This window comes from Caulobacter sp. FV1ye13L, assembly GCF_058681155.1.
Genome location: NZ_CM178732.1, coordinates 540262 through 559319 on the forward strand (window position 1 = coordinate 540262; position 19058 = coordinate 559319).

Annotated in this window: 12 protein-coding genes and 1 tRNA gene; 3 read left to right on the top strand and 10 right to left on the bottom strand. The window is 67.3% G+C overall.

Going from position 1 to position 19058, the window contains the following annotated elements; genetic code table 11:
- Nucleotides 1–23 precede the first annotated feature (23 nt).
- Genes ACW176_RS02385 through ACW176_RS02395 form a run of 3 tightly spaced genes read right to left on the bottom strand, consistent with a single transcriptional unit; the run spans nucleotide 24 to nucleotide 4809 of the window.
- Nucleotides 24–1463, bottom strand: coding sequence for an SLC5 family protein (locus ACW176_RS02385; protein WP_492110751.1), 1440 nt, complete (start codon nucleotides 1461–1463; stop codon nucleotides 24–26).
- Between the two features lie 23 nt (nucleotides 1464–1486).
- Nucleotides 1487–2839 carry an alpha/beta hydrolase family protein gene (locus ACW176_RS02390; protein ID WP_492110752.1) on the bottom strand — a complete coding sequence of 451 codons (1353 nt, stop codon included), beginning with the start codon at nucleotides 2837–2839 and terminating at the stop codon, nucleotides 1487–1489.
- Entirely contained in the window at nucleotides 2836–4809 is a 1974-nt protein-coding gene (locus tag ACW176_RS02395; RefSeq protein WP_492110753.1) for a beta-galactosidase, read from the bottom strand. Before ACW176_RS02395 ends, ACW176_RS02390 begins: the two co-directional genes overlap by 4 nt.
- A 206-nt stretch (nucleotides 4810–5015) precedes the next feature.
- Between ACW176_RS02395 and ACW176_RS02400 the strand changes: the two genes are divergently transcribed.
- Nucleotides 5016–7148 carry an alpha-galactosidase gene (locus tag ACW176_RS02400; RefSeq protein ID WP_492110754.1) on the top strand — a complete coding sequence of 711 codons (2133 nt, stop codon included), beginning with the start codon at nucleotides 5016–5018 and terminating at the stop codon, nucleotides 7146–7148.
- Nucleotides 7149–7271: 123 nt separating this feature from the next.
- On the opposite strand, the gene ACW176_RS02405 is transcribed toward ACW176_RS02400, so the two are convergent.
- Both ACW176_RS02405 and ACW176_RS02410 read right to left on the bottom strand, forming a co-directional pair.
- The gene (locus ACW176_RS02405) at nucleotides 7272–10037 is read right to left on the bottom strand and encodes a TonB-dependent receptor (RefSeq protein ID WP_492110755.1); all 2766 of its coding nucleotides are present in this window, start codon (nucleotides 10035–10037) and stop codon (nucleotides 7272–7274) included.
- A gap of 582 nt (nucleotides 10038–10619) precedes the next feature.
- A tRNA-Arg gene (locus ACW176_RS02410) sits at nucleotides 10620–10696 on the bottom strand.
- 321 nt (nucleotides 10697–11017) lie between these two features.
- Here ACW176_RS02410 and ggt point away from each other — a divergent pair.
- On the top strand, nucleotides 11018–12685 hold the full coding sequence (gene ggt / locus ACW176_RS02415; protein WP_492111863.1) for a gamma-glutamyltransferase: 1668 nt from the start codon (nucleotides 11018–11020) through the stop codon (nucleotides 12683–12685).
- Between the two features lie 985 nt (nucleotides 12686–13670).
- On the opposite strand, the gene ACW176_RS02420 is transcribed toward ggt, so the two are convergent.
- From ACW176_RS02420 to ACW176_RS02440, 5 genes are read right to left on the bottom strand one after another with little or no spacing between them, the layout of a single operon-like run.
- Nucleotides 13671–15173: a sensor histidine kinase gene (locus tag ACW176_RS02420; protein ID WP_492110756.1), complete on the bottom strand. Its 1503-nt coding sequence runs from the start codon at nucleotides 15171–15173 to the stop codon at nucleotides 13671–13673.
- Between the two features lie 9 nt (nucleotides 15174–15182).
- On the bottom strand, nucleotides 15183–15920 hold the full coding sequence (locus ACW176_RS02425; protein ID WP_492110757.1) for a TVP38/TMEM64 family protein: 738 nt from the start codon (nucleotides 15918–15920) through the stop codon (nucleotides 15183–15185).
- Nucleotides 15917–16975 carry a quinone-dependent dihydroorotate dehydrogenase gene (locus ACW176_RS02430; RefSeq protein WP_492110758.1) on the bottom strand — a complete coding sequence of 353 codons (1059 nt, stop codon included), beginning with the start codon at nucleotides 16973–16975 and terminating at the stop codon, nucleotides 15917–15919. Before ACW176_RS02430 ends, ACW176_RS02425 begins: the two co-directional genes overlap by 4 nt.
- Entirely contained in the window at nucleotides 16972–17316 is a 345-nt protein-coding gene (locus tag ACW176_RS02435; protein WP_492110759.1) for a DUF952 domain-containing protein, read from the bottom strand. Before ACW176_RS02435 ends, ACW176_RS02430 begins: the two co-directional genes overlap by 4 nt.
- The gene (locus ACW176_RS02440) at nucleotides 17313–17825 is read right to left on the bottom strand and encodes a SixA phosphatase family protein (RefSeq protein WP_492110760.1); all 513 of its coding nucleotides are present in this window, start codon (nucleotides 17823–17825) and stop codon (nucleotides 17313–17315) included. Before ACW176_RS02440 ends, ACW176_RS02435 begins: the two co-directional genes overlap by 4 nt.
- 78 nt (nucleotides 17826–17903) lie before the next feature.
- Here ACW176_RS02440 and metX point away from each other — a divergent pair, with 78 nt between their 5' ends.
- Complete coding sequence (gene metX, locus ACW176_RS02445; RefSeq protein WP_419318741.1) at nucleotides 17904–19058, top strand: homoserine O-acetyltransferase MetX; 1155 nt, start codon at nucleotides 17904–17906, stop codon at nucleotides 19056–19058.

The window sequence follows — 19058 nt, forward strand, 5'->3', positions numbered from 1 at the left end:
GAACGCGCGTCCGTCGGCAGGCCTCAGGCGGTGGCTGCCTTGCGGGCGAAGATGAACTCGGCCTTTTTGCCGAAGACCCAGCGGTTGAGGGCCAGCGAGAAGGCGACCGTGGTCCAAAGGGTGATGAACATCATGTGGATGTAGTGCAGGGGCGCCCAGCCGAAGCTGAAGATCGCATACAGGCACACGCCGAACACCAGGCCGGCGATCGCCGCGCGGGCGTCGACATTGCGGAACAGCAGGCCAACGATGAACACCGACAGCACAGGCATGCTGGTCAGGCCGTTCAACTTCTGCACCAGGTTGATGATGCTCTCGGCGTCGTCATAGACCGGCACCAGCAGCAGCGACAGCAGCACGAAGCCGATGCTGGCCCACATGCTCAGGCGCGGCACATTGGGCTTGGGGTCGATGTACTTTTCGTGGATGTCACAGACATAGAGCGCCGCCGAAGAGTTCAGCACGCTGGCGAAGTGGGCCAGCACCGCCGAGGCGATGGCCGCAGCGAAGATGCCCGACATCCAGTTGGGCAGAACGTGCCAGACGATCTTGCCATAGGCCGCATCGCCGAGATGTCCGAACAGCTTGTAGGAGACAATGCCGGGGATCACGACCATCGGCGGAACGATCAGCAGGCGAACGACGGTTGCGGCGAAGACGCCTTTTTGGGCTTCCTTCAGGTTCGGCGCAGCCATGGCGCGCTGGGTGATCGTCTGGTTGGTCGACCAGTAGAACATCTGGATGAAGATCATCCCGGTCAGAAGGGTGTGCCACGGGATCGGGGAGTCATTGCCGCCGATCAAGCTCAGGCGCTCGGGCGGGATGCCGCTGAAGTCGAAGCCGATAGCGTTCAACGACAGGAAGACCACCAGCATGCACATGGCGAGCAGGAGTATGCCGCTGTAGGTGTCGGTCACGGCCACGGCGCGCAGCCCGCCGAAGATGGCGTAGAGCGAGCCGGCGACGGCGAAGCCGGCGGCCAGCACGATGATCGGGATCTCCAGCCCGAACATGGACTTCATCATCAGCGCGCCGGTGTAGAGCATGATCGGCTGGTAGATGACGACGTTGCCGACCAGAAAGATGGTGCCGATCGTCGAACGAATGCCGACGTGATTGTACTTCTTCTCCAGAAGCTCGGTCACTGTCGTGCAGTTGTTTCGGTAGTAGATGGGCAGGAACACCCAGGCCAGGATGCTGAGACCGACGACGGCCGACAGCTCCCACCAGACCAGCAGGGCCATCTGGTTGCCGTTCATTCCCACCAGTTGGTCGGTGCTGAGATTGGTGATCGTGATTGAACCGGCGACGAAGATCCAGGACAGGCCGCCCCCCGCCAGGAAGAACTCCCGGTTGCCGCCTTCAGCGCCGCGCCCCTGCCCCCGGCATTTCAGATAGGTGATCAGGCCGATCAGGGCGGTGAGCCCCACCGCGATCCAGGCTTGCGTCATTTGCAGGTGCATGGCTTGGGCGTTTCCGGTTCTTGTTATTGTTTTGTGGGTTCAGGCGTGTCGTGGCGCAGGGTAAGGCCCAGGGCCCAGCGACGCTGGAAACCAGGCCAGTAGCCGGCGGTGGTGGCGTCGCCCGGGATCGCGGTCTGCGCGCCGACCGACGCGCCCTGGGCCAGGGGCCAGGCGCCCTTGCCGGACTCGGGCGTCGGCACGGTCAGATAGGCACCCTTGCCGGCGTCACCCTTCAGGTTGGCATCGAGGAAGGCGGTGATGAAGTGGCGGTTGATCGCCAGGATCCGGTCGCGGCGCCACACTGGCTCTTCATAGCGTTCCACGGACTGGAACTGGCCGGTCAGGCTCGGGGGCGTACCGTCGCGGGCGATGTTGTGGCGGGCATTGGCATAGACCAGCAGATGGCGATCGGTGCCGCGCAGAGCGTCATAGATCCAGGCCACGCCTTCGGCATAGCCGCTGACATCGTCGTGGTCGCCGACGATCAGCAGGCTGGGCGTCTTAACGCCGGCCAGGCTCTGGGCGCTCCACGCCCGCAGCGGCGGCGCGCCGCCCCAGGGGGCCAGGCCGACCATGGCCTTGACGCCCTTGGGCAGGCCGGCCTCGAAGCTGGGGTCCAGGGTCGTGAAGGGCTTCAGCAGATCGCCCGGCACCAGCTTGTAGAGCGGACCCTGGGCGTCAAAGCCAGCCCCGACCGTGGCCAGGGCACCAAAGCCCCCCATCGAATAGCCGATCAGTCCCACCTTGCCGGCGTCGTAGACCCCCTTCAGCAGGCCCTGGTCGGCGCGACGCGCCAATTCGCTGATCACGAACCGCTGGTCAGCCACCCGGGTGATCAGGGTGACGGCGAACGAGAGCTGCGGCGCGGCCAGGGTGGCGGGCTCCAGGTCCTGGTGGTCGATCGCCGCCACCACATAGCCCTTGGAGGCGAGGTTTTCGGCCAGGTCGCTGAAGCTGGTGCCCCAGTTGCGGTAGCCATGCGAGATCACGACCAGCGGAAAGGCCTGGCCCCGGACGGGTTTGGCGTCCGGGAAGGCGGTGCCGGTCTTGTAGAACACCTGGGTGGGGGCGACGCCGGCCTTGGGCTCGTCAGGCATGGTGTAGCGCACCGGCGCTGCATCGGCGGCGGGCCGGACGGCCGGATACCACAGGGTGACGGGCAGGGCGCGGTCGGTGCGGGCGATCTTGCCGCTCGTCAGGTCGCTGGCCAGCAGATCGGGTTGACCGGCATGGACCAGGGTCTGGGCATGCACGCCCACGGGGTAGTCGCCTGCGGCGGCCAGGGCGGGAGCGTCGGCCAGAGGGGAGGGCTGGGCCAGCGCCGCTGTCGGCGCGGTCAGGCACAGGATCAGAAGCGATCCCAGAAGACGGGTCATGCGGGGGTTCTCCAGACGGCGAGGTCGCGGGGGGCGATCTGTCGCCCGCCGATCACGAAGCCTGCCTTGGCCGGGGCCGGTGCGTCTATCGCCTCGGCGCCATAGTTGAAGGCGAAGGTCAGGTCGCCGCGCCGACGCAGGCGCAGATCGCCGGCCAGCCGCGTGACCGGAACGCCCGCTTCAAGGCAAAGGCTTTCGAGGAAGTCGGTCAGGAAGGCGCGATCCGTCAGGCTGGCCAGATAGATCGCCTGGCCCGACCGCACGATGGCGGGCGCGCCGTCCTCATAGTGACCCAGGATGTCCACACCGGCGGCCCCCGCCACGACCTCAATCTCCTCGCGCCACATCGTGCTGGCATAGGATCGACCGTGCCAGCTGAGCGTGCCGGGGCAATCGGGGCGCAGGGTCTCGACCGACAGCACCCGGATGGGCAGAACGTCGCGCAGGGCACCCGGCGGCAGGCCCTCTGGCAGGGTCAGGTCCTGGGTCTTGGCCCCGGAGCGCGGGCCAAACAACACAATGCCGTTGCCGGAAGTGAGGTTTGCCACGATCTGCGCCGTCGGCATGGCCAAGGACGGGACCACCACCAGGGCATAGGCCGAGGCATCGCCGTCCGGCGCGATGAAGTCCACGTCCAGGCCCAGGGCGCGAAGGGCGCGATAGTGGTCCAGCAGGATCTGGGTATAGTCGTAGCTGCGACCCTGGCGCTCGATCTCGCCCAGCCACTGGGCCTGGACATCGACCACCAGCGCCACCCGCGCCTTTTGGGTGGGCTGATCGGCCAGGTTCAGCACTGCAAGATCCTGCATCACCGCTTCGACTTCCGGCCAGGCCGCAGCCTGGCTGCTGTCGGGGCGCAGCAAGCCCGCGTGCATCTGCTCCTGGGCGAACGGGGCCTGCCGCCAGCGGAAATAGCTCACCACCCCGGCGCCGTGAGCGAAGGCCTCCAACGTCCACAGCCGCACCATGCCCGGCGCGGGGCGGGGATTGTGGTTGGCCCAGTTCACCGGCCCGGGCTGCTGCTCCATGATCCAGAAGGCGCCGGGGGCCAGCCCCCGGGTCTGGTCGAAGAAGAACGTCCCGAAATCCGGATGGCCGGTCCGCATGTAGGGCGCGAAGACCTCGGCCGACTCCTGCGCCATCAGCAGGTCGGTGCGGCCCAGCGGGTAATTGTCGTAGCTGGCGAAGTCGAGATCGGCGGCCACGGCGTGGTTGTCGACGCCGGTCTCGTTCATCGGGATGAAGTTGTGGGTGACGAAACGGCCGGGCGAATGGGCGCGAAGGATCTTCACCTGGGCGTCGTGGAAACGCACCACCTGATCCGACGAGAAGCGGCGATAGGCCAGACGATGGGCCGGGCTGGTCTCGGTGACGGCCCCGACCGGCAGTTCGATTTCGTCGAAGCTGCGATACTCCATCGACCAGAAGACATTGCCCCATGCCGTGTTCAGCGCATCGACGTCGGCATAGTGGTCGGCGCACCAGGCCTGGAACGCCGCCTTGGCGGCCGGGGAGGCGCTCAGGGTCGTGTCGTGGCAGCTCAGTTCGTTGTCGGTCTGCCAGCCCGCGACGCCGGGATGTTGGCCATAGCGCTCGGCCAGGGCCAGGACGATCCGTTCGCACTCGCGCAGATAGGTCTCGCTCGAAAAGTCGTAGTGACGGCGCGATCCGAAGCCGCGCACGCGGCCGGTCACGGGATCGACGGGCAGGATGTCGGGGTGCCGGTCGATCAGCCACTTGGGCGGCGTGGCGGTCGGGGTGCCGATGACGACCTTGAGCCCGGCCTCCGTCAGGATCGCAACGATCTCGTCGAACCAGGCAAAGTCGTAGACGCCGGGCTCCGGCTCAAAGCGCGACCAGGCGAACTCGCCGATCCGGACATAGGTCAGGCCCAGCGCCTTCATCTTGCGCGCATCTTCGCGCCAAAGGCTGGTCGGCCATTGTTCCGGATAGTAGCAAACGCCCAGCATGTCTCACTCCCGACGCGTCGCTTTTCGCGACATCGATCGTCACCACGGCCTAGGCGTCACGAGGGACGCCAAAACCTATCCGCACTTTGTAACGACCGGTTTCACAGACGTCTTTCTCTTGCATCTCATTTATCCTACAAAATGAAAGCGTCAACTCAGACCTTTCCCAAGACGCGCCTTCGTTTCACGTTTTCCAGGGTTTGCCGATGTCCAGCCCCCCGCCCTTCGTTCGACTCGATGGCAAGACGACGACCCTGATCGTCGATTGCCGAGGTGATGCGCCGATCGTCCTGCACTGGGGCGCGAGGCTTGCGGCCGGTCTGGATCCGATGTCGCTGGTGCTGATGGCATCGCGCGCCGCAGCGCCCTGTTCGCCGGCCGTCGCCGCGCCCCTGGCCCTGACGCCCCTGCTGGGGCAGGGGTTTCCGGGCGCGCCGGGTCTGCTGGCGCATCGCGATGGCCAGGCCTGGGCCACCTTCACCCGCATTGATCGCATCGACTGGATCAACCCGTCCGCGGTCGAGATCGTGTCGCGCGACGACCACAACGCCATCGTCCTGACGCACCGCCTGGAACTGCGTCCCGATCAGGACGTGCTGGTTGCATCGACCCGGGTCGTCAACGAGGGTGACGCCGCCCTGACGATCGACGCCTGCGCCGCGCCGACCCTGCCCCTGCCGCCGTCGGCAAGCCATCTGATCAATCTGGATGGCCGATGGTCGGGCGAGTTCCAAATGCGCCGCACCCCACTGGGGCAAGGGTCCACGGTGCGCGAGAACCGCCGCGGCCGCAGCTCCCATGATGCCTTCCCCGGCCTGATCGTCGAATGCGCCCCCTGCGGCGAAGCCGTGGGCGAGGTCTATGGCTTCCACCTTGGCGCCAGCGGCAATCATCGCATCGTCGCCGAGACCCTGTCGGACGCCCGCGCCTATGTGCAGATGGGCGAGCTGTTCATGCCGGGCGAGATCCGCCTGGGCCCCGGAGCCGACTATCTCAGCCCCGCGCTCTATGCCGCCTATTCCGACGCCGGGCTCAGTGGCATGTCGCAGGCCTATCACGCCTGGGTGCGCGCCCGGCCCCAGCATCAGCGCCTGCGGACCAAGCCGCGCCCGGTGCACTACAATACCTGGGAGGCCGTCTATTTCGACCATGACCAGGAGCGGCTGCTCCAGCTGGTCGAGTCGGCCGCCGCGATCGGCGCCGAGCGCTTCGTGCTGGACGACGGATGGTTCAAGGGCCGCCGCGACGACACTGCCGGCCTGGGCGACTGGTTCGTCGACGAGAGCGTCTATCCGCAGGGCCTCAAGCCCCTGGTCGACCGCGTCTTGGCCGCCGGCATGGAGTTTGGCCTGTGGGTCGAACCGGAAATGGTCAATCCCGACAGCGATCTCTATCGCGCCCATCCCGAATGGGTTCTGGGCTGTGCGCCCGCGCCGCAGCTGTCGTTCCGCAACCAGCTGGTGCTGGATTTCGGACGACCCGAGGTGCGCGACTATCTCTACGGGCGGATCGATGCGCTGCTGACCGAGCACCCGATCGCCTATCTGAAATGGGACATGAACCGCGACGTAAGCCATCCCGGCGGGGCCGACGGCAGCGCCGGGGCGCATGCCCACGTCGCGGGCCTCTACGCCGTGCTCGACCGTCTGCGCGCTGCCCATCCGCAGGTCGAGATCGAAAGCTGCGCCTCGGGCGGTGGGCGCGCCGACTTCGGGATCCTGGAGCGCACCGACCGGATCTGGACCTCCGACAGCAATGACGCGCTGGACCGCCTGTCGATCCAGAAGGGGGCTTCGCTGTTCATTCCCGCCGAACTGATGGGCGCCCATGTCGGGCCGACCGACTGCCACATCACCGGTCGCCGCGTGTCGATGGCGACGCGGGTCTCGACCGCGTTGTTCGGTCATTTCGGCATCGAGGCGAACCTGCTGGCGCTGACGCCTGGCGAGCGCACCGAGTTGGCCCAGGGCGTGGCGCTCTACAAGCAGCTGAGAGGCCTGATTCATTCCGGCGACCTTCACCGGCTCGACCGGCCCGCCAACGAGACTGCGTTCGGCATCGTTGCCCGGGACGGCTCAGAAGCGGTGTTTTCCTATACGCTGATCCGTGAACAGGACGCCTATTTCGCCGGGCGGCTGCGGTTGGCGAGCCTGGACGCCGAGGCGCGCTACGCGGTCAAGCTGGTATGGCCGTCAGAGCCGCCCGCGCGCTCGGCGCTGACCCAGGCGCTTGTCGAAGGCGTGGAGCTTGATGGTCGCACCTTGATGGCCGTTGGCCTGCAACTCCCCCGCCTGCATCCCCAGACCGGCTTCATTCTGCATCTGTCGCGGCGCGACTGATCCTGACGAAAAAAGGGGCGGGCCCGCGAAGGCCCGCCCCAGCGCAGGGTAGGTGAGGAACGCGCGCCGACAAGCGCGCGCTAGAGGGCGGCCGGGAGCGGCGAGCCGCTCCCGGCCGGTCTGCTAGAACTGGGCGCGGAGGCCGACCGCGTAGCGCGGGCCGGTGTCCACCAGGCTCAGGAACTGGTTGTCGTACTTGCCGACCGTCTCGGTCTTGGCGTCGTTGAGGTTGGTCCCCTCCACGAACACCGAGAAGTTCGACGACACCGCATAGCGAGCCTGGAAATCAACCTGGCCCTGGCCCTTGGTGAAGATCGGATCGCCGCCGGTGCCGTTGGCCGCGGTGCTGATGAAGCCGTCACGGTGGTTGTAGGCGACCCGGACCTCGATCGGACCCTTGGCATAGAAGCCGACCAGGTTCTGGCTGTCGCCCAGACCTTCAAGCGCGAAGGTCCGCGCCGTGGCGGCCAGATTGGCCTTGCTGTCCACGAAGGTGGCATTGGCCGTGACGCCCAGGCCGTCGAACGGGGCGGGCAGATAGTCGAAGGTGTGCTGGAAGCCCACCTCGATACCATAGACATCGGCGCTCTGGGCGTTGCGGGGGCGCTGGACATTGAACGTCGCCAGGCCGCCGGGGAAATTGCCCGCTGCATTGGCTACGGTGAAGGTCTCGGGCGCCACCGAGGTCAGGATAAAGTCGTCGATCTGCTTGTAGAAAGCGCCGACCGTCAGATAGCCGGCGTCCTGATAGTACCATTCGACCGAGGTGTCGAAATTGGTCGACTTGAAGGGCTTCAGTTCCGGATTGCCTCCGCTGGCCGCCAGGTTGCCCGGGCGCAGGCTGGTGAAGGTGATCCGGGGGGCCACATCGGTCAGATTGGCGCGCGAGACGGTTTGGGTGGCGGCAAAGCGGCCTACCAGGTCAGGAGTAATGTCGACCTTGACGTTCAGGCTGGGCAGGAAGTTGTCATAGACCGTGCTCCTGGACACCGACGCCGAAGTGGCGGCGAAGGCGGCCGTATAGGCGGTGCTGTCGCCGACGATCGGCAACAGGTCCAGCAGAGTCTGCTGGGTGCCGTTAGAGACCAATTCGGTACGGACATAGCGCATGCCGACCGTCGCGCTCCAGGGCAGGCCACCGATGGTGGCCTCGAAGTCGCCCTGCACATAGCCGCCGCTGATCTTTTCGCTGACCGAGTAGGACGAGGGCTGACGAACAGCGGCATAGCCGTTCTTGGAGCGGACAAAGGCTGCGGTGGCGCCGGCCGGGCGACCGGCGGCGACATCCTGGGCGTTGCCGGCGGCGGCCGTTTCCAAGAACCGGAAATAGTCCTCGGAATTGAAGGCCAACCACTGGCGCGGGAAGGCGCCCGACTCGCCGCTCAGGAAAGAGCCCGGATCGAAGGCCTTCAGCATGCCGGCGGGGACGGGAATGCCATAGCCGCAATAGGCGCAACCGACGTCGTTGTCGGAGCGGACCAGGGCGTTTTCCTTGGTGCGGTCGGTATAGATGCCGCCGAAGCGCAGCTTGGTGAAGACCTCATAGTCGGTGCTGAACACCGCATCCAGGCGGGTCTCATAGACCGTCTCGGCGGTATCAACGCCCTCGCGGGTGGTAAAGTGGGCGCGTCCGACCGACGGATCGGTGAAGCCGCGAGCGGCGGTAACGCCGGGCAGGCCCGTGCCGGTATTGTTGAAGTTCACGGCGTTGTTGAAGCCGATCACCGCGAAGATCTCATTGCCGCCGTTGTTCGACTCCGCCTTGGAATAGGCGGTGTCCAGCTTGATGTTGATCTTGTCGGTCGGGTTCCAGTCGGCATTGGCGCCGAAGGCACGCAGTTCGGTCGGCCGGTTGAAGGTGCGGTTGATGTAGTCGGTGTGACCGTTGGCGTTCTGCGAGAAGGCCGTGACGGTACGATTGCCGTCGATCGTCACGCCGCTGACATCGCCCGGCGAGAAGAAGTGGCCGACACTGTTTGCATTCGAGTCTACGTTGAACTTGTTGTACAGCGCGTCGACCGACAGGGTCAGCTCTTCGCTGGCCCGAAACTGCACGGTACCGGTCACGCCCAGGCGCTCGCGATCCTGCAGGTCGGAGATCTGGTCGTAGTTCTGGGGAAACAGCACGTTGGTCAGGGCGCTGGCGCCTGCACCCACTGTGGTCCGATAATAGCCGTTAGTGGCGGCCGTATCGACGCGCGCCTTGCGCTGTTGATAGGACACCGAGGCCAGAACGCCGATGCGGTCATCGGCCAGGCGCGTCGAGAACAGGCCGAACACGTCCGGCGAGGCCTCTTCCGACAGGTCCTCATAATTCGCCTTGGCGCTGAGGATCGCCTTGCTGCCACGGATGTCGAACGGGCGGGCGGTCTTGACGTTGATGGTCGAGCCGATGCCGCCTTCCTGCAGGGTGGCGTTGTTGGACTTGTAGACATCAGCGCCGGAGATCAGCTCGGCGGCCAGAAGGTCGAAGCTGAACTGGCGGCCGGCGTTTTCGGTGGCCAGGGTACGACCATTGACCAGCACGTTGTTGAAAGACGGACCAAATCCGCGGACCGTGACGAAACGGCCCTCGCCGCCGCTGCGGTCGATAGAGACGCCCGTGATCCGCTGGAGGGATTCGGCGACGTTGCTGTCCGGGAACTTGCCCAGATCTTCGGAGGCGATGGAGTCGACGATCACGGCGGCCTTGCGCTTGACGTCAATGGCGCGCGTCAGGCTGGCGCGCAGACCCGTCACGACGATCTCATCGACAACATCAGCACTGGGTGCTGACTGCGCGGCCGCAGCCCCGCCCAAAGCGACAAAGCCGAGAGCGCTCGCACTGGCGCCAATCATCAGTTTAAAGCCAAGCGCGCGAACGCGGGCTCCAGGTCCCGTACGGATCATACTTCCCTCCCAAATGGGCAATTGATCGCTTCATTTCCGAACGAGCGATCTCACTAGATGCCGGCTGCACCGGTCATTAAGATGATAAATCACAGGAATAGGGAATGGTCAAACGCCGAACCTTTTCCAGGCCTCGCTTTTGCTTTCAGCCAGACCGTCAGGACGCCGCATCAAGGCCGGGGGACCTGAGCCGCAAGCGCCGGCTTAGCGCACAGATCTCCTACAGGTGGACGGCCAGGCACGGCGGGCGTTGAAGAGGCTGGCCGCCCGCAGGATCGGCTCTTTTGGATCACCGAAAAGCGCTCCGGCGACGTTCGGCGGCTATGCCCGGACGGCTTTGGCCCCTGAGCGTCGATGGCTTTGATCGGGTAAAGGGCGCCGCCCTGGCCCTGGAAGCAGGCCGACGCCGGATAGAACCGCGTGGATGACGTCTTAAAGCTGCTGGCGAAACAGGCGGCGCCAAAGGTCGCCGCGAACAGCTCGGGAAGGTGAGCCGTAAACGTCCCGGTAAACCGGCGTGAAATTCTCATCCCCGCCCGAAGGCAGATCCGAAGAATCGTAACGATCTCAATGGGAAGAAAATGGCGCGCCCGGAACGATTCGAACGTCCGACCCTCAGATTCGTAGTCTGATGCTCTATCCAGCTGAGCTACGGGCGCGCATTGCCTTTCGGCGAGGCGGGGGAAATAGCCCGTCCCATTGCGGGGCGCAAGCGGCGTTTGGTCCTTATCGTGAAAAGTTTTCGCCCGGCGTCGCCGCGCAGATGGGCGCCCTGCGCGCGGCCAGCGTCCGGAATGGGTTTTCACGGGGTCGAAGCGCCGCCGGGACGTGACAGGCGCGATGCTTTGTTGTCCATGGACACCTTGCCGGCAGCGGCTCCGCCGCCGCCGTTCTTCCTCACGGAACCTGTCCGCATGCGTCGCTTCGTTCTCGTCTCCCTGCTCGCCCTTTCCGCCTGCGCCCAGATGCCCGGCGGATCGATGCCATCTGCGGCCCAGGCGCCCGTCGCCTCGACCTCGCCGGCCGCCACCCCGCCGCGCGGCTTCGTCGCCGCCGCCAATCCGCTGGCTGCCGAGGCGGGCTTGAGGGTGCTGCGCGACGGCGGCGGCGCGGTCGACGCGGCCGTGGCGATCCAGGCGGTTCTGAGCCTGGTCGAGCCCCAGAGCTCGGGCATCGGCGGCGGCGCCTTCCTGAACTACTACGACGCCAAAACGGGCAAGGTGACGGCCTATGACGGCCGCGAAAAGGCCCCCAGCGGCGCCGGCCCCGACATGTTCATGGGCGCCGACGGCAAGCCCCTGCCCTTCGTGACCGCCCTGCTGTCGGGCCGCTCGACCGGCGTGCCCGGCGCGGTGGCCATGCTGGCCCAGGCCCAGAAGGAACACGGGACCGCCAAGTGGAGCTCCCTGTTCAAGGACGCCGAGACCCTGGCGACCGACGGCTTCGCCGTCAGCCCGCGCATGGCCGGCATGGTCAACAGCCCGCGCGTGCCGCAGAACACCATGCCGGACGTGAAGGCCTATTTCACCAAGCCCGACGGTCAGCGCTACCAGGCCGGCGACACCCTGAAGAACCCGGCCTATGCGGCCACCCTGCGGCGCCTGGCGGCCGAGGGCCCCAGCGCCCTCTATGAAGGCCCCATCGCCCAGGCCATCGTCGACAAGCTGCACGAGGGCGCCCTGCCCGGCGGCATGACCCTGTCGGACATCAAGACCTACCGTCCGCGCTCGGCGCCCGCCCTGTGCCGGCCGTGGAAGGTCTATACGGTCTGCGTCCCCAACCCCTCGTCGAGCGGCCTTGCGGTGCTGCAGGCCCTGATGATGCTGGAGCACACCGATATCGGGAAACTGGGCCCCAAGGACCCGGCCGCCTGGGCCCTGCTCGCGCAGGCCGAGCGGGTCATGTACGCCGACCGCGACCGCTATGTGGGCGATCCGTCCTTCGTGAAGGTGCCCGTCGAGGGCCTGCTGGACCCGGCCTATGTCGCCGAGCGCGCCAAGCTGATCAGCGACGTGGCGGGCGCCGCGCCGAAGTTTGGCCTGCCCAAGGGCGCGCCCGTGGTCGGCCCCGACGCCACCCAGGAGCCGGCCGGCACCACCCATTTTGTGGTCATGGACCCGGCCGGCAATGTGGTGTCGATGACCACCACGGTCGAGAGCATCTTCGGCTCGGGCCGGATGGTCGGCGGCTTCTTCCTCAACAACCAGCTGACCGATTTCTCGTTCTCGCCGGTCGAGAAGGACGGCGCGCCGGCGGCCAACGCCGTGGCGGCGGGCAAGCGTCCGCGCTCGTCGATGGCGCCGCTGATCGTGCTGGACGACAAGGGCAAGTTCCTGGCCGCCGTCGGCTCGCCGGGCGGCAACGCCATCCTGTCCTACAATCTCAAGGCCATGGTGGGACTGTTCTACTGGGGCCTGTCGATGCAGGAGGCCATCGCCCTGCCCAATATCGTCGCGCGCGGCGAAAACTTCTCGGGCGAGGCCGAGCTGTTCGGCCCCGAGATGGTGGCGGCGCTCAATGCACGGGGCGTGACGGTCAAGACGGGCCAGAACGAGACCTCGGGTTTGCATGGCGTGATCGTGCGGCCCGGTGGCGTGCTGGAGGGCGGCGCCGATCCGCGTCGCGAGGGCGTGGCCCGGGGGCTGTAAGGGCGACCGACACAGCTCCGCCGCTTCACGCGGAGGGCCGCTGAAGGTGTGGGAAGGGTCGCGGAGCGTCAGGGCCTCGCCCGGAGGATTGGGATAGTGATTACCGTTTCGACGAAGACGAACGCTCCGCGCAGCCGTTATCCGGTGAGCCCTCGGGGCGCGGGGTTTTAACCCGCTTCCGACGTTAGGCCCCCGACGGGTGGAGGGGATAGCGACCCCGTCCAGACCGCATGGGCGGTTTCAGCCCATGCCTGTTGCGCGCCTCGAACCTTCGCCGCCTGGGTTTTCGTCCCGATGTTTCAGGGAACCCGTCCAGATCTGTCGCCAAGGCGGTCACTGAAGACCCCGAAGAGCGCTGCCCGCTCGACCACCCCTGACAGCCGTCTCAGTCGCCGGCCGGACGCCCTTCCCGTGCTGTCAGGTGAGATTGATTATGCAGGCGGTTTCGGCGCGTCTGATTGGCGCGATCAACTATTTTACAAGTGGTTGATTTCGTTGAACTCGGCTTCGGAAACTACGGGGATACAGCGGCGCCAATCCCCATACCTCCCGTCATTCCCGCCCTTGTGGCGGGAACCCCTCGCTCCGCCGCAGGTGCGGGAGGGGCGAAGTGCGCGCGCACTTCGCTGGCGCTTCACGTGTCAGCTGAAACAGGGGTTCCCGCCACAAGGGCGGGAATGACGGTGATTTATTGGACTGGCGCCCCGCCCCCCTTCGCGCCGAAGGGAGCCATCCTTAAATCTCACGGCGAGACGATCGCCGGACTGGAAAGGTCTCTCAAGGACGACGCTCCGCGTCGCCGCGACGCGGCCGCCGGAGGCGGTCCTTGACTGACCTTTCCAGACCAGCACGCTGCTGCCTCCAAGAGATTTAAGGAGGAGCGGGACGCGGGGCGTCCGCTTGTGGGAGGGAAGTCAAGGGTCGCTTTCGACCCTGAGCGGACCTTCAGCCGGTCCGCTTACGCGCCCTCACCCAGCGGGAAAACCTAGCCCTCAGCCCCACCGCCCGGCGCCGAGGCCGCCACAGCAACCTCAGCCAGCGGCTCCGGAACCCCCGCCAGGCTCAGGTCGAACACCGAGCCCCCAGGCCCCGTCTCGACCAGCACCAGGTCTCCCCCGTGGCCCTGGGCCAGCTCGCGGGCGATGGCCAGGCCAAGGCCGGTGCCGCCGCGCCGCACCGAGCCGACGAAGGGCTGGAACAGGTTGGCCTGGGCGCGTTGCGGCACGCCGGGGCCGTCGTCGGAGAGGCGCAGGATGGACAGGCCCTCGCCGCGATGCAGCTCGACGAACACCCGGCCCTTGCGGCCGCGATCGGGCGCGCCCTCGATGGCTTCGCGGGCGTTGCGCAGCAGGTTGGTCAGGATGCGATGCAGTTGGTCGGGATCGGCCAGAACCTGCTCGCGCGGGTCGATGACGGTCTCCAGGGCGACGCCGCCGGGCGCCAGGCCGGAGTCCTCGGCGGCGCTGTCGAGGGCGGCGCGGAGGGGCGTTGGCCGCGCCACCGGCGCGGGCTCCTTGGACTTGCCATAGGTCATCACGTCGGTGGCCAGGGTGATGGCGCGGTCCAGGGCCCGTTCCAGACGCGGCAGGGCCTGGGCCACCTTGGGGTCGCCGAGGGCGGCCAGGCGATCGGAGGCCATCTGGGCGCTGGTCAGCATGTTGCGCAGGTCGTGATTGATCTTGGCCACCGCCTCGCCCAGGGCCGCCAGCCGGGCCTTGGACGCCAGCGCTGTCAGCAGGTCGGTCTGCATGCGGTCCAGTTCCAGCTCGGCGCGGCCGATCTCGTCGCGGCGCTTGGAGACCAGGATGCGGGCTTCCGGGTCATTGGGGTCGGCGCGGAACTGCTCCATGGCGCGGGTGATCCGCTGCATGGGGCGCACCAGGAAGGTGTTGAGGAACAGATAGACGAAGAAGCCGGCCAGGCCGGCGACGAACACCGTGATCGCCGCCAGACGCCAGAAATAGGCGACCAGCTGGGCCTTCAGCGGGGCGTCGGGCAGCACCACCTCGACAAACTCGGCCTTGCGGAACCGAGGCTCGGCCATCACCCGCACCATGCTGCCGGGCGGGCTGGTCAGGGTGAAGAACGGCGCGGCCAGCCACGAACCCGGGTTCTGACTGCGCAGATCGACCAGATAGGGAGTCTGCATCGGAACCTTGGGCGGCAGCACCAGGCGCCGGGCGCCGTCGACCTGCACGGCCACCGTCACGGCGCCGGCCTGGTCGAACAGCTGGCCGGCGACCGAATCGCTGACCCGCAGCTCGGGATCGTTCTCGGCGATGGTCGAGGCCAGTTCGCCGGCCCGCACGCGGTCCAGCAGCCACTGCTCTTCATAGGCCGCCAGGGTGGGCGGCAGGATCATCAGGCCGGCCAGGGTGACGACGAAGGCGGTGAACAGCAGCAGGCGCGCCGACAGGCCGCGCGGCCACGGAAAGCGTCGCGCGGCGGGCGGGGTCGGGTTATCCGGCGGCGAGACCGTCTCGGTCATGAACCTGAGTTACTTCACGTCGGGCGCGGGAGCAACGCGCCCGCGGCGCCAATGGCGCCACAGCGGCGGCAGAAACGCCAGCACGCCCATGCCGATGATGGGCAGATAGATCCTCGGCGACAGCAGGGTATGCAGCGCTACGGGGTGACCTTCGGCGAACACATGGCCCAGTCCGGCCCCGATCCCGGCATAGACGAAGGAACTGGGGACCATCCCCAGGAAAGAGGCGACCAGAAAGGTGCGCAGCGGCACGCCCATCAGGCCGGCGGCCACATTGACCAGCAGCAGCGGGAAGGCGGGGATCAGTCTCAGGGTCAGCAGGTAGGAAAAGGCGTTGTCGCGAAAGCCGTCCTCGATCTTCAGTAGCAGGGGGTTTTTCCAGCGACGCAGGAAGTCGGCGAAGGCCGTGCGGGAAACCAGGAACACGACCGTCGAGCCGCCGGTGGCCCCGGTGACGGCGACCGCCCCGCCCAGCACCGGGCCAAACAGAAAGCCCCCCGACAGCGACAGGATCAGCGCGCCGGGCAGCGAAATCGACACGGTGGCGACATAGACGCCGATATAGGCCGCAATGCTCAACACCGGATGTTCACGCACAAAGGCCTGCAGGGCCTGGGCCTGGATCCGGAGGTCCTCCAGCGAGATATGCCCGGCCAGGCCGCTGGCCAGCGCCCAGACGAAGAGTCCGACCAGCGCCACGACGGGGCCGAATTGTCGGAGCAGCTGCAGTCCCCTGTCGGTCGTCATGCGGCGCCGACCGCGTCCTCGACGGTGGCGAAGCCATCGGCGCGCAGGCGTCTGGCCAGATCGCGCTTGATGCGGACCACCAGGCCGGGGCCGCCATAGACGAGGGCGGAATACAGCTGCACCGCCCGGGCGCCGGCCCGGATCTTGGCATAGGCCCCGGCTCCGTCGGCGACCCCGCCGGCCCCGATCAGGGCGGTTCGGCCCGCGGCGGCGACGTAAAAGCGCTTCAGCACCGCCGTGGAGGGCTCCAGCAGCGGCGCGCCCGACAGGCCGCCGGTCTCGGCCTTGCCCGCCGACTTCAGCGTGGCGGGGCGGGCGATCGTGGTGTTGCTGACGATGATGCCGTCCAGGCCATTGGCCACGACGGTCTCGACAATGGCCTCGACCTCGCCGTCCTCCAGGTCGGGGGCGACCTTGAGGAAGATCGGATAGTCGCTGGTCGAGCCCGCCTTCAACATGGCGCGGGTTTGCGCCAGGCGGCCCAGCAACTCTTCCAGCGCCGCCTTGGTCTGCAGGGCGCGCAGGCCCGGCGTGTTGGGCGAGGAGATGTTGGCGGTGAAGTAATCCGACAGCCCCCACAGGCGGGTCAGGCCGGTGACATAGTCCTCGATCCGGTCGGTCGCGTCCTTGTTGGCCCCGATATTGGCCCCGACGAAGCCGTGCCGGCCGGCGCGCCGGGACAGGCGCTCGGCGAAGACCTCCAGGCCCTCGTTGTTGAAGCCCATGCGGTTGATCACCGCCTGGTCCTCCGTCAGACGAAACAGACGCGGACGCGGATTGCCGGCCTGGGGCAGAGGCGTGACCGTGCCCGCCTCGACGAAGCCGAAGCCGGCGGCCAGCATGGCGTCGGGAACCTCGGCGTTCTTGTCGAAGCCGGCGGCCAGGCCGACGCAGCTGCTCAGGTGCATGCCGGCCAGGGAGATCGACAGCAGCGGATCGTCAGGCGCGCTGTCACGCGGGCCAAGGCCGGCCTTCAGGCCCCGGATGGCCAGGCCATGGGCGTCTTCGGGGTCGAAGGCGTGCAGCGCGCGGGCGGCGAGATCGTGCAGGCTCATGCGGACAGAACGCCCAGTTGCGGCACGCCGTCGCCATCCAGCTTCAGCGCTTGCTGCGTGACGACTTCACCGGCCAGCAAGGGGCGATAGAGGTGCGGGAACAGCGCCCCGTCGCGCGAGGCCTCCCACTTCAGGGCCTCGCCCAGCGATTCGGCCTCGACGCCCAGCAGGACCAGGTCAGACTGGCCGACGAAATACTTCGCCGCCGTTTCCTGGGCCTGGTCGGCGCCCGACAGGTGGATGAAGCCGTCGGCCAGATCGACGGCCGAGCCGTCCAGCTGGCCGGCGGCCTGGGCGGCCTCCCATTCGGCGCGGGAGAGGATCTTGTAGATCAGGGTCATTCGCCGCCTGTTCCGCCATGTTCGGACGCGTAGAAGAGATGCTCCAGCACGGGCGGACCACCCGAGCCGAAGGCGAAGACCGCCGTGGTGGCGGTGGGAAAGCGGCTGCGGACCTTGTTCAGGGCCACAGGCTCCGCCCCGCCCTGCAGGATCAGGCGCAGGGCCAGCTCGTGCAGGCCGGGATTGTGGCCGATCACCATGACCAGACTGGCCGCCTCGCCCTCGTCCTCCAGCGCCGTGACCACCTCTTCGGGCTCGGCGTGATAGAGGTCGCGGCGAAACTCGACCCGGGCCTTGGGAAAGGCGGCCGAGACGGCGGCGAAGGTCTCGCGGGTCCGGCGGGCGCTGGAGACCAGCACCAGATCGGGCGTCGCGCCGCTGCGGGCCAGCAACTGACCCATCAGAGTCGCGTCCTCGCGCCCTTTCGGGGTCAAGCCACGCTCGAAGTCGCCGCCGGTCGCGGCCTGCCGTTCGGCCTGGCCGTGGCGCATGAGGATCAGACGGTCCATGCGCCCTCCATAGCCTCAGCCGGGGCCCGCCGGAAGCGGGCGGTTGACACCTTCTTCGTCAAGCGGTCCAAGGCGGTCATGGCTGACCTGGATCTGGCCCCCTCCGCGCTGTCCGATGGCGGAACCTGGCGGTTCCCGACCAGCGCGCCCCTGCGCCTCGATTCGGGTGGCGTCATCGAGGGGCTGGAGGTCGCCTACCAGACCTATGGCGTCCTAAACGCCGACCGCTCCAACGCCGTCCTGATCTGTCACGCCCTGACCGGCGACCAGCATGTGGCCTCGCCGCATCCCGCGACCGGCAAGCCGGGCTGGTGGCTGCGGCTGGTGGGTCCGGGCAAGCCGCTGGATCCGACCCGGCATTTCATCATCTGCACCAATGTGGTCGGCGGCTGCATGGGCTCGACGGGGCCAGCCTCGATCAACGCCTCGACGGGCAAGCCGTGGGGCCTGTCCTTCCCGGTGATCACCATCGCCGACATGGTCCGGGCCCAGGCAATGCTGGTCAAGGCGCTGGGGGTCGAGACCCTGTTCGCCGTGGTCGGCGGCTCGATGGGCGGCATGCAGGTGCAGCAATGGGCGGTCGACTATCCCGAGCGGCTGGCCAGCGCGGTGATCATCGCCTCGGCCTCGCGCCATTCGGCCCAGAACATCGCCTTTCACGAGGTCGGCCGCCAGGCGATCATGGCCGACCCCGACTGGCGCGGCGGCGCCTATGCCGACCACGGAACGCGGCCCGAAAAGGGTCTGGCCGTGGCGCGGATGGCCGCCCACATCACCTATCTTTCCGAGCCGGCCCTGCAGCGGAAGTTCGGCCGCGAACTGCAGCGCGACGGCCTGTCCTGGGGCTTCGACGCCGATTTCCAAGTCGAGAGCTACCTGCGCCACCAGGGGGCCAGCTTCGTCGACCGCTTCGACGCCAACAGCTATCTCTACATCACCCGGGCCATGGACTATTTCGACATCGCCGCCAGCCATGGCGGCGTGCTGGCCAGCGCCTTTACCCGGGCCCGGCACATGCGGTTCTGCGTGCTGAGCTTCACCAGCGACTGGCTGTATCCCACCACCGAGAACCGCCACATCGTCCGCGCCCTGACGGCCGCCGGCTGCCGCGTGGCCTTCGTCGAGATCGAGAGCGACAAGGGCCATGACGCCTTCCTGCTGGACGAGCCGGTGATGGACGCGGCGTTGACGGGGTTCCTGGGGTCGGTGGAACGTGAGCGGGGTCTGGCGTGA